21 protein-coding genes and 1 pseudogene are annotated in these 23,352 nt (G+C 66.6%); 14 read left to right on the forward strand and 8 right to left on the reverse strand.

The features are described from left to right. The coding region (locus ACFWI9_RS19165) for an ABC transporter permease (protein WP_387163469.1) at window positions 1–366 on the forward strand (366 nt) is incomplete at its 5' end. A 169-nt stretch (window positions 367–535) separates the two neighbouring features. Here ACFWI9_RS19165 and ACFWI9_RS19170 read toward each other — a convergent pair. The 3 genes from ACFWI9_RS19170 to ACFWI9_RS19180 all read right to left on the reverse strand — a co-directional run bounded on the left by ACFWI9_RS19170 (window position 536) and on the right by ACFWI9_RS19180 (window position 4,605). Continuing rightward, complete coding sequence (locus tag ACFWI9_RS19170; protein WP_387163470.1) at window positions 536–847, reverse strand: hypothetical protein; 312 nt, start codon at window positions 845–847, stop codon at window positions 536–538. A gap of 613 nt (window positions 848–1,460) precedes the next feature. Continuing rightward, a complete protein-coding gene (locus ACFWI9_RS19175; protein WP_387163471.1) occupies window positions 1,461–2,504 on the reverse strand; it encodes a SagB family peptide dehydrogenase in 1,044 nt (347 codons plus the stop codon). 13 nt (window positions 2,505–2,517) lie between these two features. Further along, on the reverse strand, window positions 2,518–4,605 hold the full coding sequence (locus ACFWI9_RS19180; protein ID WP_387163473.1) for a YcaO-like family protein: 2,088 nt from the start codon (window positions 4,603–4,605) through the stop codon (window positions 2,518–2,520). Between the two features lie 878 nt (window positions 4,606–5,483). Here ACFWI9_RS19180 and ACFWI9_RS19185 point away from each other — a divergent pair. Then, on the forward strand, window positions 5,484–6,668 hold the full coding sequence (locus tag ACFWI9_RS19185; protein ID WP_387163475.1) for an NAD(P)/FAD-dependent oxidoreductase: 1,185 nt from the start codon (window positions 5,484–5,486) through the stop codon (window positions 6,666–6,668). Between the two features lie 185 nt (window positions 6,669–6,853). Here ACFWI9_RS19185 and ACFWI9_RS19190 read toward each other — a convergent pair whose 3' ends face one another. Further along, window positions 6,854–8,284, reverse strand: a complete 1,431-nt coding sequence (locus tag ACFWI9_RS19190) for a hypothetical protein (RefSeq protein ID WP_387163476.1) — start codon at window positions 8,282–8,284, stop codon at window positions 6,854–6,856. Between the two features lie 1,828 nt (window positions 8,285–10,112). Then, entirely contained in the window at window positions 10,113–10,298 is a 186-nt protein-coding gene (locus tag ACFWI9_RS19195) for a hypothetical protein (RefSeq protein ID WP_387163477.1), read from the reverse strand. 257 nt (window positions 10,299–10,555) lie between these two features. Between ACFWI9_RS19195 and ACFWI9_RS19200 the strand changes: the two genes are divergently transcribed. Further along, window positions 10,556–11,281, forward strand: coding sequence for a bleomycin resistance protein (locus tag ACFWI9_RS19200; protein WP_387163479.1), 726 nt, complete (start codon window positions 10,556–10,558; stop codon window positions 11,279–11,281). Window positions 11,282–11,496: 215 nt separating this feature from the next. Here the strand turns inward: ACFWI9_RS19200 and ACFWI9_RS19205 are convergent. Next, window positions 11,497–11,859 (reverse strand): annotated as a pseudogene (locus ACFWI9_RS19205) (AraC family transcriptional regulator); the annotation flags it as partial. A 220-nt stretch (window positions 11,860–12,079) separates the two neighbouring features. Here ACFWI9_RS19205 and ACFWI9_RS19210 point away from each other — a divergent pair. From ACFWI9_RS19210 to ACFWI9_RS19235, 6 genes are all read left to right on the forward strand, one after another. After that, a complete protein-coding gene (locus tag ACFWI9_RS19210; protein ID WP_387163481.1) occupies window positions 12,080–12,310 on the forward strand; it encodes a hypothetical protein in 231 nt (76 codons plus the stop codon). Then, window positions 12,307–13,299 (forward strand): dihydroxyacetone kinase subunit DhaK, encoded by a 993-nt coding sequence (dhaK, locus tag ACFWI9_RS19215; RefSeq protein ID WP_387163482.1) that lies wholly within the window; start codon window positions 12,307–12,309, stop codon window positions 13,297–13,299. The genes ACFWI9_RS19210 and dhaK overlap by 4 nt, the downstream gene beginning before the upstream one ends. Before the next feature lie 83 nt (window positions 13,300–13,382). Then, window positions 13,383–13,973, forward strand: a complete 591-nt coding sequence (dhaL, locus tag ACFWI9_RS19220) for a dihydroxyacetone kinase subunit DhaL (RefSeq protein WP_387163511.1) — start codon at window positions 13,383–13,385, stop codon at window positions 13,971–13,973. Then, window positions 13,970–14,371: a PTS-dependent dihydroxyacetone kinase phosphotransferase subunit DhaM gene (locus ACFWI9_RS19225; protein ID WP_387163485.1), complete on the forward strand. Its 402-nt coding sequence runs from the start codon at window positions 13,970–13,972 to the stop codon at window positions 14,369–14,371. Before dhaL ends, ACFWI9_RS19225 begins: the two co-directional genes overlap by 4 nt. Window positions 14,372–14,606: 235 nt before the next feature. Next, complete coding sequence (locus ACFWI9_RS19230) at window positions 14,607–16,622, forward strand: FAD-dependent oxidoreductase (RefSeq protein WP_387163487.1); 2,016 nt, start codon at window positions 14,607–14,609, stop codon at window positions 16,620–16,622. A gap of 113 nt (window positions 16,623–16,735) precedes the next feature. Then, entirely contained in the window at window positions 16,736–17,287 is a 552-nt protein-coding gene (locus ACFWI9_RS19235) for a PadR family transcriptional regulator (RefSeq protein WP_387163489.1), read from the forward strand. A 54-nt stretch (window positions 17,288–17,341) separates the two neighbouring features. Here ACFWI9_RS19235 and ACFWI9_RS19240 read toward each other — a convergent pair whose 3' ends face one another. Together ACFWI9_RS19240 and ACFWI9_RS19245 are read right to left on the reverse strand one after the other, a co-directional pair. After that, window positions 17,342–18,235: an ABC transporter substrate-binding protein gene (locus ACFWI9_RS19240; protein ID WP_387163490.1), complete on the reverse strand. Its 894-nt coding sequence runs from the start codon at window positions 18,233–18,235 to the stop codon at window positions 17,342–17,344. A gap of 84 nt (window positions 18,236–18,319) precedes the next feature. Beyond that, the gene (locus ACFWI9_RS19245) at window positions 18,320–19,717 is read right to left on the reverse strand and encodes an NADP-dependent succinic semialdehyde dehydrogenase (protein ID WP_387163493.1); all 1,398 of its coding nucleotides are present in this window, start codon (window positions 19,715–19,717) and stop codon (window positions 18,320–18,322) included. A gap of 218 nt (window positions 19,718–19,935) precedes the next feature. Here ACFWI9_RS19245 and ACFWI9_RS19250 point away from each other — a divergent pair, with 218 nt between their 5' ends. The 5 genes from ACFWI9_RS19250 to ACFWI9_RS19270 all read left to right on the forward strand — a co-directional run bounded on the left by ACFWI9_RS19250 (window position 19,936) and on the right by ACFWI9_RS19270 (window position 23,244). Next, a complete protein-coding gene (locus ACFWI9_RS19250; protein WP_387163494.1) occupies window positions 19,936–20,409 on the forward strand; it encodes an NUDIX domain-containing protein in 474 nt (157 codons plus the stop codon). Window positions 20,410–20,506: 97 nt separating this feature from the next. After that, window positions 20,507–21,238 carry a glycoside hydrolase family 75 protein gene (locus ACFWI9_RS19255; protein ID WP_387163513.1) on the forward strand — a complete coding sequence of 244 codons (732 nt, stop codon included), beginning with the start codon at window positions 20,507–20,509 and terminating at the stop codon, window positions 21,236–21,238. 34 nt (window positions 21,239–21,272) lie between these two features. Next, a complete protein-coding gene (locus ACFWI9_RS19260) occupies window positions 21,273–21,644 on the forward strand; it encodes a VOC family protein (RefSeq protein WP_387163496.1) in 372 nt (123 codons plus the stop codon). 10 nt (window positions 21,645–21,654) lie between these two features. Next, a complete protein-coding gene (locus tag ACFWI9_RS19265) occupies window positions 21,655–22,701 on the forward strand; it encodes a PHP domain-containing protein (protein WP_387163498.1) in 1,047 nt (348 codons plus the stop codon). A gap of 165 nt (window positions 22,702–22,866) precedes the next feature. After that, window positions 22,867–23,244 carry a hypothetical protein gene (locus ACFWI9_RS19270; protein ID WP_387163499.1) on the forward strand — a complete coding sequence of 126 codons (378 nt, stop codon included), beginning with the start codon at window positions 22,867–22,869 and terminating at the stop codon, window positions 23,242–23,244. The last annotated feature ends 108 nt before the right edge of the window (window positions 23,245–23,352 follow it).

Raw genomic sequence — 23,352 nt, forward strand, 5'->3', positions numbered from 1 at the left:
GCCTTCGGACTGCTCCTCCTGCTCGGCTACGCGTTCTCCTGGATCGGCGCCCTGATCGGCCTCTCGGTCCGTACTCCGGAGGCGGCCACCTCCGGGGGACTGATCTGGCTGTTCCCGGTCGCCTTCCTCTCGAACGCGTTCGTGGACTCCAGCCAGATGCCCCCGTGGCTCCAGACGATCGCCGACTGGAACCCGTTCAGCGCCACCGTGCAGGCCTGCCGCGAGCTGTTCGGCAACCCGGGCCTCTCGCAGTCTGACGCCTGGCCGATGGAGCACCCCGTGGCCGCGTCGATCATCTACTCGGTCTTGATCGTCGCGGTGTTCCGCACCCTTGCGGTTCGGAAATACCGCTCGGCGACGGTGTGAGCCTTGAAGCGGCCGTTTTTGGGACACCTGACATCGTGCGCGGATACTTCGACGGACGGCACGTCCGCTACATCCTCGAAGAGTGAACCAAATGAGTTTCTGATCAAAATAGAAAGCACCTCACCCGGGGAACTCAGGTGGGTGACGTGAGATGTTCGAGCCGCCAAGCTCAGGTTGCGGCGCGGTTCATGGTGTACGTCGTCGCTGGGTTGACGTCCACCGATCTGATCTGGAACTGCGTCACCACGGTCCGACCTGCGATCTCCTCGCAAAAGACTGACGACACGGTATATCTGACCGTGTAGGCAAATTCCACTGTGGCGGCGATCGTCAGTGCGCCGGTGGCGGTGAAGTTGCCCGGAACCGCGCCGGCAAGCCAATACCTCCCGTTACCGACAAAGCCCCTTTGCACGACGCCAGCGGAAGTCTGGAAACTTTCTTCCACGCCAACCCGGTAGGCCGGTTTGGCGGTGAAGGACAACTCCAGCCTCTTGACTCCATACACTTGGCCTTCCCAGCGCCCCTCAAACGGGGCCGCCTTGAGTTGAGGTGGGCATCTATGGACTGCACGGGCGGGAGGCGGCTCGGCCACGTTTTCCTGAGCGACCCCAGGGGCGGGCGTCAGCGGCACGAAGAGGGTTGAGCTCGCTGTAAGGAGGCCAGTGGTAGACCAGGCCAAGAAGGCAGCACGCACAGATTTCTCGCTTTCCGGGGGGTCTACCTCGCAGGATGACCCCATCCTGGGCGCACTAAGCAGAACTTGCACACATTTGAGGCTAAACGGGTGATCATACCTATCTGATCTTCAGCTCCGGGCCTTTATGGGTGTCCAGTCGCCGCTCTGTCACACATCCGGGGGTGACGCTGAGTGCCGGCTTCCTTGACCCGGACATCCGCCCATGTCCAAGCGACGCGGGCACGCTGATTGCCGCGGTCGGGTCCGTTGGGGTGAGGTGTGTGCGTCAGATCGCAGCCAGCAGGTGAGTCGCTGGCCAGGCCCAGCCGCAGCCGGTTCGCGTCTACCCGGCCGCGGGCCATCACCGCATGGAGCCCGCCACGTCAGCCGGCCCCTCTTGGCCCGAACAGTCACCCAGTCAAGTGACAGAATCATGCGTCGGAAGCCCAAGCGCGAGATTACCGACGTGGATTACTTCATGACGACGGCTCAGCAAGAACGGGGCCGCAACTGGCGACTCAATGCGTGCGGTCAGGCACGAGGCCAGACCGAGGTCGGTTGCTGCTAGGCATAGAGTCTGCATGAGGCACCCGGTATCCCGATAGATGAGACTCAGCGTCATACCCTTGTATTTCCAGCCAGTCCGGAGGAAATAGGATGCAAGATAGAAGCTTGCAGGGGGTTCTTCTGGCATCTGGGCAGGCACGACAATGGTTCGCCGCTGACATTCCGTAAGCTCCTCAGACCATGGCGCGAGGCGATGAAGGGTATGAGTGAAAGCGTCGTAGTGATAAGCGCCCGCGTCGAGCCCGCTGACGTTTCTGGCTAGCAGATACAACTCGATACTGTGCCGAGCACCGCCAGAAGGCGCTGGTCTGTAGGTCATTTCTCCAAGTTCATCCTCCACTACCGTTTGGTAGACCCTGGCCGCCCTGTGCAGGAGTGCTGCCAGATGTTTGAAAGGAAGCGGCTTCGCGGAGTAGCGTCGAATACTGCGTCGCTGGTTCAGCACTTTGGCGAGTGGTTCACTCGGAGGAGCCTCGCTGTCATCAGGAAGGACTACCGTGCAGGTGGCTTCGTTGTGCATCACATGGGCGGATGGTGGCCTTCCTTTACGCGCGTCTGGGCGTGGGCCTCTTGCCGCTTGGTGGTGCGCAGCGAGTTCATAAGCGGTCCACCCGTTCATGGTCTCGTTAGGTGAGGAAGTTCGGATGATACCGACACTTAGCAGTTGAGAGAGCAGTTGATTTGTATCCGGGAGCTGCTGCGACGCAGTCCACCGAGCGTGGATCTCCTCCGCTGTCAGAGGGCGGTCCAACTGGCTTAGGAGCGCCAAAAGCTCCGGCGTGACGCGAAACCGGCGGTCTTGTCTGCAATCGAGGAGTTCCAGCTCGCTGCCCCGGCTCCACTCCAGCAGCAAGTAGGGGTTTCGCTCGTAAGTGCGCTCACTGGTCTCGCTCATTGGTGGCCCCCGCTCATGGCAGAGGAATTGGATACGGATTCAACTCGTCTTCCCTGAGTGGATACTGTCTTGCTCCCATTCGGACAGGGGCTTCGTAGCGGCGAGAGCCGCCACGTCGACGAAAGTCGCTGCGAAGAGTTATCGGGCACAGCCCCGGCACAATGGTTCTCACCACCCGCACTCCGCACTCGGCGACATCGATGGGCGTGAGGTCGACTGCAATTGCTTCGTAACCCCTGTCTCCGAGTCGTTGAACCACCTGTTCAACCACTGCCCTGGTCTCGGGCTTCTCTACGCAGCTGGAAGGGGCGCGGTGCAGAGGGCCGTCATCCCAGAAATCCAGGAGCCGGACGCGATCCGAGTCGCAGTAGTACAGGGCAAATTCGATTGAACTCTTCAACAATTGCCCTTCCTCTGGGATTCCCTTTTCAAGATTGGCAGTCAACAGGCATCTGAGGAGGAACGCCTCTGCCAGCGCGCCGCAGATGGCCTCGCTTAGATCGAGGTCGGCTCGTGCGGTGTGCATGACGAGGGGATGCTGAGCATCTCTCTCTATGATGCGCACAGCGGCGACCGGGACTCCCAAGTCCGTGGTGAGATCCTTGCAGGAGACCTCAGCCCCCTGTGCGGTCAACTTCGCCAGAGCCTCGTCAAGGGCCGCCGCCGCTTCAATTCCTGCCAGGTCCAATGTCGGCAATACGAGTCGATTCTCCCAGAAGATGACCGAGGCGTCTCGCTCGATGACTTCCATCAGTCCCCCCTGTACAGCGTGATGATAGTTGGCGCCAGCGGCTAGTCCATTGGAGGTGGGAAGGAACCAGGCGTGTTGACCTTCCGGAAATTCATAGGGGACGTAAACGGCACAGGCGGGGATATGGCGCACTTCCCCGGTGGACAGCGACCTGCCTTCCACCCATTCGATCTCGATGTCAGGGTCGAAGGGTTTGTAGCGGGTGACTTCTGCATACTCCTTCGGCGACCCCAGAGGTAGAGTCCGCGGGTCAACCGCCGTTGCACTCAATGCCCTGTACGAGGAACGCACGAGCTTGTCGGGTTGGTAAACCGCGCCACCATAGCGCTCAAGGGCTTCCCCGAGGGCACAGACCTGAGCGCTGGTTGGATCGCTTTTGGCCGCACCTCCACGTGCTGCGGCCCGCACGGCAGAGAACCAGTGAGTGGCGCTTTCTCCAGTCGTGACTGCGTAGCTGATGCCACTCATACCGCCCGGCATGCTTGCTCCGTCGGTGACATTGACGCCGGCCACTATCCCGGTCAGGGGATCCACCGCCCGACGCATCCTTTCCCAACTGCTATGTGAATCCTCGGCTGAGTCGTGCTCGGCCCTGGCCGGCAAAATAGCGACGGCTGAACAGCCCGTGCAGTTAGGGGTATGCAGAACACTGTGGGATGCGCTGGTGAACGAGCCGTAGTCTATTTCCATCAGATATCCGGTGCCGGAAGCGGGTCCCTGGCTCAGTATCGACAGAGTTTGGTGGGCCAATAGGCCTGCCGCGACGGCAGTTGTGGGCCACTCTTCCATGTCAGCGGCACCCAGTAGGACGTCCAGCGGCAGGTCGGCGATGGATTGCCATATGTGGTTGCTGCGAAGACGCAGCGCAAGACATAGTGGGCAGGCGGTTCCGGGAGGGTCGAGCACTGCCCAGAGAATTCGGGTGGGTGTACTCAAATACGTGACAGTCGGCAGGTGTCTCTGCTGTGCGATTAGGGACCACTCCCGCAGTACGGTATCCGGCAAGCTGAGCGGCAGGAGAAGAACTCCTGCCGGCTTGGCCGCCGCGGTCGACGCCGTTTCGAGCAGTATGCCATCCCGCGAAAGGATTCCCTTTATTTGATCAATCAGCGCGTGGTTATTACCCAGCGCGATGACAGTACGTTCATCGTCCGTGATCCGCCCTGCGTACAGGGGATGAGTTGTTACCGCGTCTGCCGGGGCTGGTAGCACCAGTGATCGAGCGCGCAGGGCTTCGATTACGGAGTCCGGGAGCGCGTCGATTTCCAGAAGGAAATCATCTTCCTCTCTTACTCGGACACCCGACTCCATTATTCCTTCAGGAACCCCTTTCACACGGAGCGTCTCCATGCTGGAGCAAATGTATACATTTCCCCCTCGACTCACGCACGAGGCATCGCCTCGAAGCGTTACGTGTTCATGGTTCGCCATGTCCTGTTGCGGAGGATTCTGCACCACGGTAACCACCACCCCAGCACCGAGAAAGAGATTTTGAGTACAGCGCACTTCTATTGATTCCACTCCCGGCCAGAGCCGCGAGATCAACTCAGCGAACCTCTTTCGTCCTGTGTATTATTTGATCAGAAAGCCAGTGGGTTCGCGCGTCGAGGGTGCAGTGGACGTGCCGGGCTTTGAAGTGGCCGGTGGTGACATGGGGCTGGCGATGTCGCGGGGGGAGGAACGTGCGGGCCTCGGTGGCGAGTTCGGCCTGGTTCCTGGCCCGGTAGTATGGGCAGGCTGCGTTTGACGTCAGCATTGACCAGCTCGTGCCAGCGCGCAGCATCGGATGCGACGTATCGCAGGGCGGAGAGTACGCCGTGCCCAGTGCGCCCGTGCAGACAAGCCCGGGATGCCCAGTTGGCGCCTTTACAAGGGCGCTGGACCCCAGTGCCCTTGATCAGAGAAAGTTCTTGCATTCATAGTGCAAAAAGCTCACCAAGCGCCGCGAATGCCTCAATTTGGGGGATTATAGTTCTTGTCTGGAGAGGGTCGGGAGTACAGAACGACTCCGACGGCAGACATCAACACCAACACACCCGTGCAGACCCATCGAGATCAGCTGACGACCACGAGGAAGGTTCAATAACCTACCTGCCCCCCAACAGGCCATCTGGCATGTCTCGCGATTCCATGCAACGCCTATGCGAGGCACACTGGTTTCAGGAAAAGGTCCTGACAGCGAAGTCCCTTCCCCGTCACGGATCCGAAGCGAGGGAAGGAGGAGTGGAATGTACGATGCAGTAATCGTCGGAGGCAGGGTCGCGGGTTCAAGTACGGCCATGCTGCTAGCTCGTGCGGGGCACCGCGTTCTAGTAGTGGACAAAGGTCACTTCCCTAGCGACACCCTGTCTACCCACTATATCCATCAGCCAGGGATGGAACTCCTTGCACGCTGGGGCTTGTTGGGCGCTCTAGACGACTCCGGCTGCCCGCCGATACAGCGGATATCTCTTGACTACTCGACCTTCGCCATCGAGGGACCTGTGCCATCGCTCGGCACCATCCGGTCCACTTATGCACCCCGCCGCTACATTCTCGATTCACTTCTCATGGAGGCCGCCGTTGCCTCGGGGGCGGAGTTTCGCGATCACTGCCGCGTCAAAGCACTGGTGACGGAGGGAAACCGAGTGTGCGGCGTGCAACTCGCCGACAGTGAAGGGCGAACCGAGACTGTGGCGAGTCACCTGATTGTCGGGGCGGACGGCATGCGCTCCACAGTGGCTCAACTCACCGGCGCAGCCACCTACGCTACGCATCCCACTCTCACGTGCGCCTACTACACCTACTGGAGCAATCTTCCTGTCAGCGGATTCCAGACATACCACGCCTTGGGTAAAGGAGTTGGTGCGACTCCCACCCATGACGACCTGACACTGGTCGTAATGTACCTGCCAAGAGCCGAATTCCCTCGCGTCAGGCAAGACGCCTACCGAATCTACCTCGACACCATCCACGATACGGCTCCCGATCTGTACTCCCGGCTTATCAGCGAGGCGCATCAAGTGGAACGCCTCTACGGCACTGGCCAACAGCCGAACTTCTACCGCCAGGCCAGCGGTCCGGGCTGGGTGTTGGTTGGCGATGCTGGACATCACCAAGACTCCATCACTGGCTGGGGTATGACAGCCGCCTTCCAGCAAGCACAACTACTCGCTGATCTGCTCCCAGACACGCTCTCTGATTACCATGCCACCGTGTATGCCCTGAAGCGCTTCACAGAGCTTCGAGATGCTTTGCTCCAAACAGCACATAGCACCGCCCTTTGGGCCGCCGAGCTTCACCCGCTCAGTGAGGCGCTTCTGGCTCCGGCCATCGATGACCCTGCAAAGACCGAGCGGCTACTCTCATTGGTCGGGGGATTCCTTTCCACTGAAGAGGCTTTCGCTGACATGAGCACTTATACGACCGGGTGACCTTGGCGTCATAGGAAGATGCTGCAGCATCTCCTCAGCGCGGTCGCGCAGTTGACAGCGCGAATCAGCCGGGTCCTCAGCGCGTTATGAAGCCCGCCCGGGTTCCTTCTCCGGGTTGCTGTCCGGGCCGAGTGCGGGCCGGCGCGTCCAACATCACGGGACTTCAGCGCTGTCGCCTGCGAGGATCAGCCGAAGCATCCCGGTACGCTCCCTGGCGGAGCACAGTTGTTGGGCACGTTCTGCTTCACTCCGCTGTCTTCTAGCGAGACTGTGCCAGACTCCTTGTAGATGCCGCCTCCGTCGTCTGCGCGATTCCGGCTGACTGTGCTTTGGAACACGCTGGTGGTCCCCGTGGCGGTGAAGATCCCTCCGCCCTGAGCGACGCCGACGCCTCCAGCAGTGACCTCATTGCCTTCGAGCCTTGATCTCGTGATCGACACCGTGCCGCCGTTGGCGTTTCCCACACCCCCGCCCCTTGCGCTTCCACCCCCTGAAGTCCTTGCAGCGTTGTTGTGGATGATGCTCCCCTCGATGGTCACAACTGTTACGGGCTGTCCGATGTGCACACCACCGGAGTAGGCTGTCCCGCCTTCCAAGGCCGCGACCTCGTTGCCTACAATTTCGACGCCACGCAGCGAGATGAGGCCAGGAGTTGCTACTGCACCCCCGACAGCCTCCCCTCGCGGAGCACTCACCGTGTTGTTACGGATGACGGTGTCGATTACCATCATCTTGGTTGGTTCTGTTGCGCCGTTCGTTAGCGCTCCTGCCGCATCGCCCCCAGGGGCGTCGCTTCGATTCTGGCTAATGATTGTCTTCTTGACTGTCGCTGATGCGAAGGCGGCGTACCCTGATCCGAAAGCGCTGCTTTGCGTGTCCGCGGAAACCCTGACCCTGTTCTTGAAAATGCGACTTCTGCTCACGGTCACGGGGCCGTTGCTGAACAGCCCTCCACCCACGGCGAATCCTGCGGTACTGCCCTCGTAGGCAACGTCATTCCCGCTGATTTCGGTATCGACAAGGACTGCTGTGCCGACCCCGTCATCGCCACCGGTGGCGATGCCACCGCCGGCAGCGACGGCGACATCACTTGCGACCTTGTTGGCACGTACACGACTATTATTCACCGTCAACTTGCCGAGGCTTGAAATGCCGCCCCCGCAGACTCCCACCCCCTCGTTGGGGCAGTCGATCGCGATGCCCCCTTCGATCGTCGTTCTACTGAGCGTCAGGTCACCGCCATCACTTACGAAGAGGACTCGAAAGGGTGGTGCCGCCGGATCACGCCGAATCACCGCGCCGCGACCTTGGATGGTGACCTGGCTAGTGATGGCGGGCAAGCCGTTGCCGGTACCGGGGTCGGCCAGGAGCCTGTACGTACACCGGGGGGCCAAGCGAAGTGTGTCTGCACCGGGTGATGCATTGGCCACATTGATGGCTCTGATGAGAGCGGAAGCCGAGCAGGCGATTCCTTTCGAGCCGTCAGTAGCGCTTGCGAGCGGTGCGGGGAACACGACCACTACCTGGGCTGTCAGACCAAGCACGACTGCGCATCTGAGCCGATGGGCCTTCTTGGCTACTCTCTGGATACCGGCCCATTGCGCCGAACGTGGCATCAGCCCTCCCTTGGTCAAGGATGTCGTACGGTTCCGGAAGCGATCCAAGTACCGAACTCAGCAGACAAGTTAAGGCCAATCGATCACATCGCCCTAGGGCTGGCTACCTGACAGGGCCGTTTGGGGACGGTCGCTGGTAAGGGCTCGTAAAATCATTTCGGTGGCGAGCTTTGTGAGGTACGCCGATCGGGTGCGGCTGCGTCGAAAGGTACGCGAGCAGGAGCAGACGATCACGGTTTGCGTCGATCCAGGAAGGCGCGGCTGCGTTCATCCTGGCGCAAACGGGTGACGACGGTGCGACGCGGCGTTGGCCTTCAGATCCCCGCTCCTGTCGGGCGACGGCGCCGGGGGTCTTCCGCGTGCTCCAGCCAGGCGCCGCAGTGGATGAGCCGAGGATGCATCGGGTTCCAGGCGGTCGTCTCCGCCTTGCCGTAGCGGGTGGATTTCGTGACGGTGGTGGCGCCGGGCCGGTGATACCCCAGCGGACGGCCGGCCGTCAGTCCCTACGGCACCCGCTGGGACGCGAGGTAGCTTCAAGGCCAGCGCCATCGGAGCCGGTGCACTCCACCCCGGCCCGAAGCACGGTCCCGAACTGGTTTGCCCAGCCAATAGGGCACAGACTTCCGCGGGGGCCGAAAGCTCCTCGGTGCCGGGCAGCCGCCGAGTTGGTCGATGACGGCAGCGACGTGCACGTCCATGGGGGGCGACGCCGAGGACCACCGAAGGCGGCGCGGCGCCGGTCGGAGGAGCTGCCAGGACTGTGCGCTTCCCCTCGTAGCGTGGAGCCGTGACCCCCGCAAGGAGTTGAGGGTAGGAAGCGACATAGTTACGACGCGGAGATCCATGTAGGGCCGTGTGGACCGTGCTGGAGACGGGCAAGCCGGCCGGGGGATCGCGCGGGCTGCGCTGAACGAGCGGATCGAGCACTTCTTCCCACCCCGCAAGCGCATGCGGCAGGTCCAGTGCGGCAGGGTGGACAAACAACGAGGCCGCCAGACTGTTGAGTTGAGATGTCAGTCATCTCGCTCAACAGTCCGAGGGCCTCGCTTGTTACGGGCCGTCAGGCGCCACTCGATCTGTGGCCACTCTGACTTACTGCACCGCGCACGAATCCGATATGTGTGCGGCGCGAGAGCAGCAGGAGGCGCGTGGATGGGCGCAGGCTGGAAGCTCGCACGGCACGCGGCGCGCCGGTAGGTCACTCCTCTGTGTCGACCTCGTTAGACACACACAGTGCACACAGGCAGGCATCCTGCATCGGATCCTCGCAGCGGGTCATTTCCTCGAAGAATTCGATCTTGGTGTCCATGATGGCAATCCTTTTGCACGATCGGGGTGGGTGTTGCTGTCGATGTCTGCCGTCGGAGTCGTTCTTACCTCTCAACCCTCTTCGGCCCGACACAAGAACCATAACCACACAAATTGGGATATATACGGCACTTGGCGAGCTTTTTGCACTATGAATGCAAGTACTTTTCTGATCAAGGCCCCCGCTGGGAGCCGGGGCCTTCGCGATGGCGCCAGTGGGGATCCCCGGGTCGTTTGCGCAGGTCAGCCAGACAAAGCCAAGGAGTGTCAAGCCTGTCCGACAGCAGCTCGCTTCCCAGGCGGCACGGAAACCGGCGCTGACTGCCGCAAGCCGGCCTGCCACTGGAATGGTGCTTCCGGGGCTGTCACGCTGGCCATTGAGGATGTGACCGACCACGGTGAGCGGGTCACGGTGCGGGTTCGGACGCCAAATGACCTGGTTCCGTAGCTTGGTTGCGGGGCGTCGTTCGACCCCGCCCGGCCCTCTGGGCCGCGGTGAAGGCGGTCGCTGCCAACGGGTTCACCTCTTGACGCGCGAAGTCCGGGAGAGCTCGGCGGTGAGGTCGGCCAGCTCCTGCAGAGACTCGCCCTCGAGTTCGGTGGCGGCCACGGTGCTGTGGTCGGCCCAGACGCAGACCACACGCGTCCTCGTCGCACTGCCCTCGTACACGGTCTTGTATGTGTGCAGGCTCTTCCGGCTCTTCATCACGGCGCCCCTGAAGCCCTACAGGTCGAACGTACCGAGGCCGCCGACCCACTTCGCGCCACCGAAGGAGAAGGGCAGCTGCTCGCTCCTCTCGATTGAGCTCGCGCAGTCCACGACCCCGACATAGGTGTTCCCGTATCTTCGGTCCTCCTTGTACTCGCCGGCCGACCACGCGGGGCAAGCTTGTACCCCCTGGTGTCGGCTCCCTCGGACGCCGTACAGCCCCCGATCTAGTCAACTTTGACTAGGCTGTCCGCATGAATGAGAAGACCATCCCGCTCCTCCCGTGCCATGCGATCCAGCCGGTGGTCGACTTCTATGTCGCGCTGGGTTTCGAAACGACCTTCCTGCAGAAGAGCCCCTATCCCTACGCCGCCATCGAACGGGGCTCCGTCCAGCTGCACTTCAGCGGCATAAAAGGGTACGACCCGGCGGGGTCCTACTCCGCCTGCTACATCCTCACGGACGACGTGGACGGGCTGTACGCGGCGTTCCGTGCAGGGCTGAAGGCGGCGTACGGCAAGATCCCCATCCGCGGGCTGCCGCGCATCGGACCCCTGAAAGACATGTCCTACGGCATGCGGCAGTTTCTGATGACCGACCCCGGCGGCAACTGCGTCCGCGTCGGGCAGCAGATCAGCGAGGACCAGCGCCTCCGGCCGGTGCCCCGGGAAACCTTCGCACGGGCGATACACATGGCCGACCTGTTCGTCGACTCCAAGGAGGACCTGGTCGGCGCTGCGAAGATCATCGACCGCGCGCTGCGATGGGAGAGCCGGCAACCAACCCCCGCGCAGCATCTGCGCCTGCTGGTGCTGCGCGGGGATATCGCGCAGCGCCTCGGCGACGACGCCCTGGCTGCGCGCATGCTGACCAAAGCGGCCGAGCTCCAGCTCACAGAGGAGGAACGTGCGTCGGCCTCCGGGACCCTGGCGCGATTGGCGGAGCTACGGCCCTGGTGCACGGGTTCAGAGATTCCCTGAAAGTCCCCGTGGTCGTCGAGAGCCTCCTCCCGTCATTCCAGGCCTCGGCGCCATGCTGGGAGTCAAGTGGAGGACACGTGTTGGGACCGGCTGACATGGGACGTGGCCGCGGCCTGGTCGTCCGCCGACGACAGCGGTTCCGGCTTCGGACCAGGACGCGGCACCGGCACCAGCACCAGCACCGGCACCGGCGGGAGAACTCGTACGGCGCGGTGTCAGCGCAGTGCGACCCGGCCTGTGTGAACGGCACGCAGGGCCCGCTCGACGGTCTCCTGGCTCTCGCCGACCGGAGCCACGTACTGGAGGACGTCGCGCGCGGCGTCCTCCCCCAGCGCTCGGGTGATCACCCAGGTGGCCAGATACTGGAAGGCCAGGCAACCGCCGGCCGTGGCGATGTTCCCCACGGCGTGGAACGGGGCGTCCAGCACCGTGACGTCGCAGGCTTCGACGAAGGGGCGGCTCTTGATGTCCGTGCAGGCGGGCACGCCATCAAGCAGCCCGAGGCGGGCCAGCACCAGCGCGCCCGAGCACTGCGCACCGATCAGCTGCCGCGAAGGGTCGAGTCGCAGCCTGGAGAGGGTTACCCGCACGGCCTGGCCGCGGGCGGCGAGCCGCACGAGATGCCGCACCGGCCCCGCGCCGGGAAAGACGCCCGTGTCCCTCTCCGGCTGATCGAGGAGCGCAGCGGGAGCGGAAGCGCCCGGACCAGGTCGAGCGGAGGTGGGCACGCTGAGCCGGCGGCGTCGATTCCGCCTACTCTCAATGACAGGGGGTACCAAGCCAGGAAAACGAACCGCGATGGACCTACAGCTCAAGGACAGGGTCGCGTTCGGCCGCGAAGGCGCACACGTCACCGTGGGCAGCCGGAGCACCACTCCCGAGCTCGCAGCACTGCACGGGCGGTACGGCGTCGCCGCGGTCCCGGTCGGCCTGTCCACCGCGGACGGACCGGACACACTCGTCCGGCTTGCCGTGGGCAGTACAGGGCATGGCACGCCAGGGCGTTCTCGCGCCAGGAGGTACCCATGAGGATGCTCATCAACGTCCCGGAGACGGTCGTCGCGGACGGGCTGCGGGGGCTGGCAGCCGCCCATCCGGAGCTGCGGGTGGACATCGAGAACCGAGTGGTGGTGCGGGGCGACGCACCCGTAGCCGGGCAGGTGGCGCTGGTGTCCGGGGGCGGCTCCGGGCATGAACCGCTGCACGCCGGGTTCGTGGGCCCGGGAATGCTGAGCGGGGCCTGTCCGGGGGAGGTGTTCACCTCGCCCGTACCGGACCAGATGGTGCGCGCCGCCGCGGCGGTCGACAGCGGGGCCGGGGTGCTGTTCGTGGTCAAGAACTACACGGGCGACGTGCTGAACTTCGACATGGCGGCCGAACTGGCGGAGGACGAGGGCGTCCAGATCGCCAAGGTGCTGGTGAACGATGACGTGGCGGTGACCGACAGCCTCTACACGGCAGGTCGGCGCGGGACGGGCGCGACGCTGTTCGTCGAGAAGATCGCGGGGGCGGCCGCCGAGGAGGGCGCGCCACTGGAGCGGGTCGAGTCGATCGCACGCGAGGTGAACGCACGGTCGCGGAGCTTCGGTGTGGCCCTGACCGCCGTGACGACACCCGCCAAGGGGTCCCCGACCTTCGACCTGCCGGCTGGTGAGCTGGAGCTCGGCATCGGCATCCACGGTGAGCCGGGCCGCGAGCGGCGGGCGATGATGACGTCCCGCGAGATCGCGGACTTCACCGTCGACACGCTGCTGGAGGATCTGAAGCCGTCGAGTCCGGTGCTGCTGCTCGTCAACGGGATGGGCGCGACGCCCCTCCTGGAGCTTTACGGGTTCAATGCCGAGGTGCACCGGGTACTCGGCGAGCGGGGCGTGCCGGTGGCCCGTACGCTCGTCGGGAACTATGTGACCTCGCTCGACATGGCCGGCTGCTCGGTGTCGATCTGCGCGATGGACGAGGACCTGCTGCGGCTGTGGGACGCGCCGGTGCGGACTCCGGCGCTGCGGTGGGGCCGCTGATTCGCGCGTCCCACGCGTTACCGGGAACCGGAGGAGGAGTGGCTGTGTCCGAGACCCTCGACGCCGGGTTCTTCCGGTGCTGGATGGACATCGCGGCCGATGCCGTGGGCCGCGAGGCGGCGCATCTCACCGAGCTCGACTCGGCGATCGGCGACGCGGACCACGGCATCAACATGCAGCGCGGGTTCACCGCCGTCAAGGCCGCGCTGGAGAGTGGCACCCCCGACACCCCGGGAGCCGTACTGGTGCTGGCCGGACGGCAGTTGATCTCGACGGTCGGCGGAGCGTCGGGGCCGTTGTACGGGACGCTGCTGCGGCGGGCGGGCAAGATGCTCGGCGACGGTACGGAAGTGTCGCGCGAGCGGCTCACCGAGGCACTGCGGGCGGGTGTCGAGGCGGTCGCACAGCTCGGCGGCGCGAAGGCCGGTGACAAGACGATGCTGGACGCGCTGGAGCCGGCGGTGGTGGCGCTCGCGAAGTCCTTCACGGCTGCCCGGGAGGCTGCCGAGCAAGGCGCTGTCGCCACCGTGCCGATGGTGGCGCGCAAGGGCAGGGCGAGCTATCTGGGCGAGCGCAGCGCCGGGCACCAGGACCCGGGCGCGACATCGGCGGCTCTGCTGATCGCCGCCCTCGCGCAGGCCGCGGCGGACGGCGGCCCCGGGGAGGCGTCATGAGTCTGGTGGGCATCGTGCTCGTGTCACACAGCGCGGAGGTGGCCTCATCCGTCGCCGCGATGGCCGGGGCGCTGGCGGGCGGCGGTGGGACTGCGCCGATCGCGGCGGCGGGAGGCACCGAGGACGGCCGTTTCGGTACTTCCGCCGCGCTGATCGCGGATGCCGCGGCCGAGGTGGACCAAGGGGCGGGGGTCGCCGTACTGGCCGATCTCGGCAGTGCCGTGCTGACCGTGAAGGCTTTGATCGCCGAGGGCGACCAGCTGCCCGACGGCGCCCGCCTGGTGGACGCCCCGTTCGCCGAGGGCGCGGTCGCTGCGCTGGTCACGGCATCGGCGGGCGCGGATCTGGATGCTGTGGCAGCGGCGGCGACGGAGGCGTACGAGTACCGCAAGGTGTGACGGCGCGCCTCAGGGCGCGCGACCAGGGGCCGGGACCGTCGCGTCCCGGCCCCTTGTCCGTGTCCCACCGCGGCTGTCCGACGTGCGGCCATGCCCGTCCGGCGCCCGTCGGGCTTCCGTCCCGCTTCCGCCGACGTAGCGCAGCTCACTCCCCCACCCTTATGCAACTAGTTGCACAACCCTCCTCGGACCGTCTACAACTGGGGGCGACGACACTTGCGCGAGGAGGCGCCGGATGACCCCGTACCCGCATCTGCTCAGCCCGCTCGATCTCGGGTTCACCACGCTGCCCAACCGAGTGCTGATGGGATCGATGCACATCGGCCTGGAGGAGGCGGCGAACGGCTTCGAGCGCATGGCGGCCTTCTACGCCGCGCGCGCCCGAGGCGGCGTGGGCCTGATCGTCACGGGTGGTATCGCGCCCAACGACGAGGGACGTCCCTACGAGGGCGGCGCCAAGCTCACCACCGAGGAGGAGGCCGAGCAGCACCGCACGGTCACCGACGCGGTGCACGCGGCAGGCGGGCGGATCGCCATGCAGATCCTGCACTTCGGCCGGTACGCCTACCACCCTCAGCTGGTCGCACCGAGCGCGCTCCAGGCGCCGATCAGCCCGTTCGTACCGAACGCGCTCAGCGACGCTGACGTCGAGCGCACCGTCGACGACTACGTACGGGCGGCCGAGCTGGCGAAGTCAGCCGGATACGACGGCGTCGAGATCATGGGCTCCGAGGGCTACCTCATCAACGAGTTCATCGCGAGCGCCACCAACAAGCGCGACGACCGCTGGGGCGGCTCGTACGCGAACCGCACCCGCTTCCCGCGCGAGATCGTCCGACGCACCCGTGAGCGGGTCGGCGAGGACTTCATCATCATCTACCGCCTGTCCATGCTCGACCTGGTGCCGGGCGGCTCCTCGCTCGACGAGGTGGTCGCGCTCGCCAAGGAGATCGAGGCGGCCGGAGCGTCGATCATCAACACGGGTATCGGCTGGCACGAGGCCCGCATCCCCACGATCGCGACCTCCGTACCCCGTGGCGCGTACACCTGGGTGACGCAGAAGCTCATGGGCGCGGTCTCGGTGCCGCTGGTCACCAGCAACCGGATCAACACGCCGGAGGTCGCCGAGCGGCTGCTCGCCGAGGGGCGCGCCGACATGGTCTCCATGGCGCGGCCGTTCCTCGCCGACCCCGACTTCGTCGCGAAGGCGAGCGAGGACCGCGCCGACACGATCAACACCTGCATCGGCTGCAACCAGGCCTGCCTTGACCACACCTTCAGCGGCAAGATCACCTCCTGCCTGGTCAACCCTCGCGCCTGTCACGAGACCGAGCTGGTGCTCTCCCCCACCCGGCTGCGCAAGCGCCTGGCCGTGGTCGGCGCCGGGCCCGCCGGGCTCTCCTTCGCCGTGTCCGCCGCCGAGCGGGGGCACGAGGTGACGCTGTTCGACGCCGCAGACGAGATCGGCGGGCAGCTCAACGTCGCCAAGCGGATCCCCGGCAAGGAGGAGTTCGAGGAGACGCTGCGCTACTTCCGCACCCAACTCGAACTGCGGGGAGTGGAGGTTCGGTTGGGCACGTTCGCCACGCCGGAGCTGCTCGCGGGCTACGACGAGGTCGTCATCGCGACCGGGGTCTCGCCCCGCACCCCCGACATCGAGGGCGCCGACCACCCCAGCGTGCTCAGCTACCTCGACGTGCTGCGCGACGGCGCGCAGGTCGGCGAGCGGGTGGCCGTGGTCGGTGCCGGTGGTATCGGCTTCGATGTGGCGGAGTTCCTCACGGACGGCGGCGAGGGCGCGAGCCTCGACGCGGAGACGTACTTCCGGCAGTGGGGCGTGGACACCGCGTACGGGACCCCGGGCGGACTGCGCGCCCCCGAGCGGCCGAAGCCGCCGCGCGCCGTGCACCTGCTGCAGCGCAAGACGACCAAGGTCGGCGCCGGGCTCGGCAAGACGACGGGCTGGATCCACCGCACCGAGCTCAGGCACCGCGGGGTGACGATGGTCGCCGGAGTGACCTACGACCGTATCGACGACGAGGGTCTGCACATCACGGTGGACGGCACTTCCACGGTGCTCGACGTGGACACCGTCGTGCTCTGCGCCGGTCAGGAGCCGCAGCGCGACCTGTACGAGGAGCTGAGCGCGGCGGGCCACACGGTCCACCTCATCGGCGGCGCGGACGTGGCCGCCGAGCTCGACGCAAAGCGCGCCATCGACCAGGGCACCCGCCTGGCGGCCTCGCTCTAGGTTCGTTCCACTGTCACGGCCGGAACCGGTGTGTCCGGATCCGGCCGTGACCGTGTCCGGACACAGCCGGACGCCGGCGGGGGCGGCCGCCGGGGCTGCCTAGGATGCGGATCATGTCACTCCCGCACGCGATCCTCACCGCCCTGCTCGAGAAACCGTCGTCGGGTCTGGAACTGACCCGCCGCTTCGACCGCTCGATCGGCTACTTCTGGCAGGCCACACACCAGCAGATCTACCGGGAGCTCGGCAGGCTGGAGGAAGCCGGGCAGATCCGTGCCCTGCAGTCCGGACAGCCTGCGCGCGGCCAGAAGAAGGAGTACGAGGTCCTGCCGGCGGGCCGCGCCGAGTTGGCCGCGTGGGTGGGCAGGACCGAGGATCCCAAACCCGTGCGGGACGCACTGCTGCTGAGGATGCGCGCCGCGGCCGTGGTGGGCACGGAGGGCCTGGAGGCGGAACTGCGACGCCACCTGGAGCTGCATGAACGGCAGTTGGCCGAGTATCTGGCCATCGAGGAGCGGCACTTCCCGCCCGGACGGGACTCCGTCGAGGACCGGCTGCGGCATGTGGTGCTGCGGGGCGGTATCGATCTGGAACGGTTCTGGATCCAGTGGCTGGCGCACGCCCTGGAGGAACTCGGGCGGCCCGCCGCGGAGGTGTCCGGATGATCACCTCGCCCGGACGCGTGGACCCTCCGAAAGCGGCTGCCGGGAACCGCGTCGCTACGACGAGCTCCGTGCAGCCTCCACCGCATCGGCGACCTGGGTGAAGAAGCGGGCGTGCGCCCGGGCGCTGCACGGAGCCTCCGGGTTCCAAGGCACGAGTCGGGCGCCCGAAACGGCCTCCTGCCAGGCGGGGTTGGTGTGCAGGGCATCCAGCGGGTGGGCGTTGGAACGCATGTCGACCAGCAGGATCCGCGCGGCGAGAGCGGGGACTTCGGACCAGTCGACCGCTGACCAGTTGGTGCTCGCTCCGCCTTGGGGATCCACCAGATCGACTCCGAGTCCGGCGAGTTCACGCAGATCGGGCCAGGCGTAGGGCTTGGCGAGATAGGCGCCGTCGGCGGAGGCGGGGGAGAGCGCGAGCACGGTGGGACGGGTTCCGGGCCGGCCCGGAGCCGCCTGGTCGCGCAGTCGCGACTCGGCGCGGGCGAGCGGGATGTCCATGGCCGTCTCGCCGTCGGCACCCAGCTCCCGGGCCAGTTCGGCGAATCGGGCGCGGATGGCGGCGAGCGACCGTCCCTGGCCGATGTCGAGCACGACCAGCGGGACGCGTTCCTCGATGTGTTTGACCGTCTCGGGATCGAGGGCGTACACCTGTCCGCCGCCGTAGGAGACGGCGACGACGAGGTCTGGCTCGACGGCCAGCAGTGCTTCAGTGTCGAGCCCGGCGCCGGACCCGAGGTAGGCGATCGCGTCCAGGGGCAGTCCTGCGGCTTTCACGGGGTCGGGTCCGACACCGTCGTGGTTCGATCCGAACAGCCCTGCCGGACGTATGCCGTGGTCCCAGAGGGTCGCCCCGGCCTGTACGTACGTGACGGCCCTGCGTGGCCGTCGTACCGCCGTCGCCAGATGACCGCGGTCGTCGAGGAAGCCCCAGTTCGTCTGCCGCTCCATGATCCGTGCGCTCCTGCCCGTCGCCTGCCCGTGCGTGCGTGGGTCTCCTGCCCACGGATCCGGCGGCTCGAACGGAGTCCGCGGCTACCGTTCGGCGCCGCGCCAGACGGTGGTGGCGTTGCAGAACTCCTTGATGCCGTGTCCGGACAACTCCCGCCCGTATCCGGAGCGTTTGACGCCACCGAAGGGCATGGCCGGGTGGGAGGCCGTCATTCCGTTGACGAACACCCCGCCTGCCTCAAGGTCCCTGACGAACCTGGCCACTTCATCCTCGTCGCGGGTCCATACATTGGAACTCAGCCCGAACGGAGAGTCGTTGGCCACCGCTACGGCCTCGTCAAGGCCGCTGACCCGGTAGACGGTCGCCACCGGGCCGAAGGTCTCCTCCCGGTGGATCCGCATCTCGGGCGTGATCCCGGTGAGGACGGTGGGGAGGTAGAACCAGCCCCGCGGCCATCCTTCGGGCCGACCCGCCCCGCACAGCGCCTCGGCACCCCTGCCCAGGGCGTCGGCGACGAGTTCCTCCAGATCGGCGCGGCCCTGCTCGCTGGCCAGCGGGCCGACGTCGGTGGACTCCTCCAGCGGGTCCCCCACGGTCAGCCCCTCCATCCGGGCGGTGAAACGCTCGGTAAAGGTGTCGTACACGTCCTCGTGCACGATGAAGCGCTTGGCGGCGATACAGGACTGGCCGTTGTTCTGGACGCGCGCGGTCACGGCGACCCGGGCGGCCTTGTCCACGTCGGCGGACGGCATCACCACATAGGGATCGCTGCCCCCGAGCTCCAGAACGGTCTTCTTCACCTCGTCGCCCGCGATGGACGCGACGGAGCGGCCCGCGGGTTCACTCCCGGTGAGGGTCGCCGCGGCCACCCTGGGGTCCCTCAGCACCCCCTCCACCTCGGCGGAGCCGATCAGCAGCGTCTGGAAGCAGCCGTCGCGGAAGCCCGCCCGGTGGAAGAGGTCGCCCAGGTAGAGCGCGGTCTGCGGAACGTTCGACGCGTGCTTGAGCAGCCCAGTGTTGCCCGCCATCAGCGCGGGTGCGGCGAACCGTACGACCTGCCAGAGCGGGAAGTTCCACGGCATCACGGCGAGCACGGCGCCCAATGGGCGGTAGCGGACGAAAGCCCCCGACGCGCCCGAGTCCGCGGCCTCCTCGTCCGGCACCGGTTCGTCCGCGAGCAACCGCTCGGCGTGCGCGGCGTACCAGCGCATCGCCTTCACACACTTGGCCGCCTCCGCCCTGGCGGCGGTGATCGGTTTGCCCATCTCGCTGGTCATGGTGCGGGCGATGTCGTCCTGGTCCTCTTCGAGCAGCGCCGCGGCTCTCTTCAGCAGCCGCGCCCGCTCACCGAACCCGGTGACGCGGTACTCCAGGAAGGCTTCATGGGCGGCGGCCAGGCGTGCCTCGATTCCCGCGGGCCCGAGCGCATCGAAGCTCTTGAGCGTCTCACCGGTCGCGGGGTTCACCGACGCGATGGGCATGGCTGTGTCCTCCTTGGCTGGCACCTACGACCCTGCCGCGCCCGGCACGACGGCGCAACGCGGGACGGTGCGTCACGCCACCCCTTCAGCGCATCGTCCCCGGGCGTCCGCGGCCTGCCGCAGCGGCTTGCCGGACGGGCAGCACACGCCCATGGCAGCCGTGACACCGTGTGCCCGAACGATGGCGGACGGTCGACACGGACACCAGACTCGGCGCCATGGCCAAGCGCAGTGCCGGTTTGCTGATCTTCCGAGCCGCGGGCCCGGACGTGGAGGTGCTGATCGCGCACATGGGCGGGCCCTTCTGGGCGTCCCGTGACGCGGGTGCCTGGTCGATCCCGAAGGGCGAGTACGGCTCTGAGGAGGAGGCGGAAACCGCCGCACACCGCGAGTTCGAGGAGGAGCTCGGCCTGCCCGCGCCGACCGGGGAGCGCCTGCCCCTCGGGGAGAGCCGCCAGCCCGGCGGCAAACTGGTCACGGTCTGGGCCGTCGAGGGCGACCTCGACCCGGAACTGGTCACGCCGGGCACGTTCAGCATGGAGTGGCCGCCCAGGTCCGGGGTGTTGCGCGAGTTCCCGGAGATCGACCGGGTCGGCTGGTTCTCGCTGAAACGGGCCGCCGAGCTGCTCCTCCCCGGCCAGCGGATCTTCCTCGACCGCCTCGCCCACCACATACGCCAGGAGGGCCGCTGACAGCGGCCCTCCGCTCTGATGCCTGAGGAGTACCTCCGTGTCCGTGTCCCCGTTCCGCTCCCCCGTGTCCCGCGTCTCCCCCGTTTCCTCCGGTTCCTTGTCCCGTCGCCTTGCGTCCCCGTACCTCAGGGCCTTCGCCGTGACCGCGGTGGCGGCCCTGCTCGCGACCCTTCCCGGAACCGCCACCGCCACCGCCCGTACCGCCTCCGAAGGCTCGGTGACCGCGGACGAACTGCTCGCCAGCGTGCGGCACTGCACCCGGATATCCGACGGCCTCTACCGCAGCGACGAGTCGACACCGGCGGACATACCGGTGTGCGGCACGCGGGACGCGGTGTTCTGGACGGCGGACATGGACATCGACTGCGACGGGCAGTACTCCGCGAGCTGCAACGACGAGACAGACCCCAACTTCCAGCCCCAGACCGCCTTCGCGCAGTCGGACGGGGAGTATCTGAGCTCCGAGGGGCTGCCGTTCGTGGTGGTACCCATGGCGAGCGAGCTGTGGGACTTCTCCTCGTCCGGGATACGCGGTGGCAGCGTCGTGGCCGTCGTCCACCGCGGCAGGGTGCTGTACGCGGTCGTCGGGGACACCGGACCGAGCGAGATCATCGGCGAGGCGTCCTATGCGGCGGCCGAACGCCTCGGCATCGCCCCGGGCCCGGAGGGGGGCGGCACCGACTCGGAAGTCACCTACATCGCGTTCCGCGGCTCGGAGGTCTCCCCGATCGAATCCCACGAGGCGGCAGTCACGCTGGGTGAGCGGCTGGCGAGGGAGTTCGTCGTCCGCCAGGAAGGAAGCGGGGACCGGGACGAGGGTGAAGACTGAAGGGGGACGAACGGACCGGCGAAGGGATACGGTCATGCTGGGTGACAGCAGGGCGTTCAGCGGCTTCTCGACCGATGACATCGGGCGGGCGAAGGAGTTCTACGCCGAGACGCTCGGCCTGCGCGTGTCGGAGGAGCACGGGATGCTCACGCTGGATCTCGCAGGGGGTTCCCGGGTGCTGGTCTATCCGAAGGGCGAGAGTCACACACCGGCGAGCTTCACCGTGCTGAACTTCCCGGTGGACGACATCGAACGGACCGTGGACGCGCTCGTGGCGCGCGGGGTGGACTTCGAGCGCTATGACGGCTTCGGGCAGGACGAACGGGGCATCGCCCGCCAGGAGGGCCCCGCCATCGCCTGGTTCAAGGATCCGGCGGGCAACGTCCTGTCGGTGCTCCAGGAGTAGCCCCGGCTTCATGGACCCGGTGGACGCACTGGACCGGATCGCGTTCCTGCTGGAGCGGTCGAGGGCTCCGACCTATCGCGTACGGGCCTTCCGCACGGCGTCGGCGGCGGTCGCGGCGCTCGGCGCGGACGAGGTACGGGCACGTGCCGGGGCCGCGGGGTCGCTGGAGTCGGTGCGGGGGATCGGTCCGAAGACCGCCCAGGTGGTAAGGGAGGCTCTGGCCGGCGATGTGCCCGCTTATCTGCGGCGGCTGGAGGCGGACGCCGCGTCGAGCCAGGCCGACGGGGATGTCGGCCGTCAGTTGCGGGCCGCGCTGCGGGGCGACTGCCATCTGCACTCGGACTGGTCGGACGGCGGCAGCCCGATCGACGTGATGGGGCGGGCAGCGGCGGCTCTGGGACACGAGTGGGTGGTGCTCACCGACCACTCCCCCAGGCTCACCGTGGCACGCGGGCTGTCCGCGGAACGGCTGCGGGAGCAGCTCGACGTGGTGGCGGAGCTCAACCGGACCTGGACACCATTCCGACTGCTCACAGGAATCGAGTGCGACATCCTGCCGGACGGCACGCTGGACCAGGACCCGGAGCTGCTGTCCCGCCTCGACCTCGTGGTGGCGTCGCTGCACTCCAAGCTGCGCATGCCGACGCAGCCCATGACGCGCCGCATACTCGCGGCGGTCCGCAGCCCGCTGGTGGACGTGCTGGGTCACTGCACCGGGCGGCTGCTCACGGAGCGGCACGGAGTCTCCGGCCGACCGGAGTCGGAGTTCGATGCCGAAGCGGTGTTCGCGGCGTGTGCCGAGTCGGGAACGGCGGTGGAGATCAACAGCCGTCCCGAGCGGCTGGACCCGCCGCGGCGTCTGCTGCGCCAGGCCGTGGCGGCGGGGACGCTGTTCGCGATCGACTCGGACGCGCACGCCCCGGGCCAGCTCGACTGGCAGTACGCCGGGTGCGCCAGGGCCGAGGAGTGCGGGGTGCCCGCCGAACGGGTCATCACCACCTGGAAGGCCGACGAGCTGCTGCACTGGACGAGGACCCGGGAGGTACCGGGGCCCTGAGCGGCCGCACCGGGTCGGACGAGCCGTGCCGTTCGGGCGTTGAAGTGGGACCTTTGAAGGGGAAGACCCAGGAGTACCAAGCCGTACCAGTCGTACCCGCCGTATCAGTCGGTCGTATCCGTCGTATCCGTCGTACGCACAGCGTGAGAGAGGACGGTGGTCACCGTGAAGGTCGCCGACAAGCACGAGGAAGTATCAGTGCAGCTCACCGGCTCCCCGCAGGACGCGGACGCCGTCTTCGGCGCACTCCTCGCCGCCTACCCCTGCGACCGTGCCGCCGAGGAACACGTCCACGACGTCGGCCACGGCCACCCTACCGTGTGGTCCGCGACCTACGACGTGGCACCCGCCGGCACCGCGGGTCCGGTGGCCGCCACCACGCTCGGCGCACCGGTGGCCGCCGAGCTCTCCGGCTCGTATCCGGCGGTGGACCGTCTCGCCGAAGCGCTCACATCGGGCTTCGCCGTCGAGGTGGAACACGCGGTGTCGGGCGACGGGGAGAAGCAGCTCCGACTGCTGCTGCGGTCCACACCGGCAAACTAGGGTTACCCGCATGGAAAACGCACGTTCGAAGGGACGGACGGGCTTCCGGTAGCCCGCCAGGAGATATTCTGGCGGTCGCTGCGAACGGAGTCCCGTGACACGCACCGC

This window comes from Streptomyces sp. NPDC127084, assembly GCF_042724175.1.
GTDB lineage: Bacteria > Actinomycetota > Actinomycetes > Streptomycetales > Streptomycetaceae > Streptomyces.

Bases quoted from the DNA above. Each gene is read 5' to 3' on its own strand.
- ACFWI9_RS19175 (WP_387163471.1), bottom strand. From the start codon at position 2,504: ATGAGCGAGACCAGTGAGCGCACTTACGAGCGAAACCCCTACTTGCTG.
- ACFWI9_RS19180 (WP_387163473.1), bottom strand. From the start codon at position 4,605: ATGGAGACGCTCCGTGTGAAAGGGGTTCCTGAAGGAATAATGGAGTCG.
- ACFWI9_RS19185 (WP_387163475.1), top strand. From the start codon at position 5,484: ATGTACGATGCAGTAATCGTCGGAGGCAGGGTCGCGGGTTCAAGTACG.
- ACFWI9_RS19190 (WP_387163476.1), bottom strand. From the start codon at position 8,284: ATGCCACGTTCGGCGCAATGGGCCGGTATCCAGAGAGTAGCCAAGAAG.
- ACFWI9_RS19195 (WP_387163477.1), bottom strand. From the start codon at position 10,298: ATGAAGAGCCGGAAGAGCCTGCACACATACAAGACCGTGTACGAGGGC.
- ACFWI9_RS19200 (WP_387163479.1), top strand. From the start codon at position 10,556: ATGAATGAGAAGACCATCCCGCTCCTCCCGTGCCATGCGATCCAGCCG.
- ACFWI9_RS19210 (WP_387163481.1), top strand. From the start codon at position 12,080: ATGGACCTACAGCTCAAGGACAGGGTCGCGTTCGGCCGCGAAGGCGCA.
- dhaK (WP_387163482.1), top strand. From the start codon at position 12,307: ATGAGGATGCTCATCAACGTCCCGGAGACGGTCGTCGCGGACGGGCTG.
- dhaL (WP_387163511.1), top strand. From the start codon at position 13,383: ATGGACATCGCGGCCGATGCCGTGGGCCGCGAGGCGGCGCATCTCACC.
- ACFWI9_RS19225 (WP_387163485.1), top strand. From the start codon at position 13,970: ATGAGTCTGGTGGGCATCGTGCTCGTGTCACACAGCGCGGAGGTGGCC.
- ACFWI9_RS19230 (WP_387163487.1), top strand. From the start codon at position 14,607: ATGACCCCGTACCCGCATCTGCTCAGCCCGCTCGATCTCGGGTTCACC.
- ACFWI9_RS19235 (WP_387163489.1), top strand. From the start codon at position 16,736: ATGTCACTCCCGCACGCGATCCTCACCGCCCTGCTCGAGAAACCGTCG.
- ACFWI9_RS19240 (WP_387163490.1), bottom strand. From the start codon at position 18,235: ATGGAGCGGCAGACGAACTGGGGCTTCCTCGACGACCGCGGTCATCTG.
- ACFWI9_RS19245 (WP_387163493.1), bottom strand. From the start codon at position 19,717: ATGCCCATCGCGTCGGTGAACCCCGCGACCGGTGAGACGCTCAAGAGC.
- ACFWI9_RS19250 (WP_387163494.1), top strand. From the start codon at position 19,936: ATGGCCAAGCGCAGTGCCGGTTTGCTGATCTTCCGAGCCGCGGGCCCG.
- ACFWI9_RS19260 (WP_387163496.1), top strand. From the start codon at position 21,273: ATGCTGGGTGACAGCAGGGCGTTCAGCGGCTTCTCGACCGATGACATC.
- ACFWI9_RS19265 (WP_387163498.1), top strand. From the start codon at position 21,655: ATGGACCCGGTGGACGCACTGGACCGGATCGCGTTCCTGCTGGAGCGG.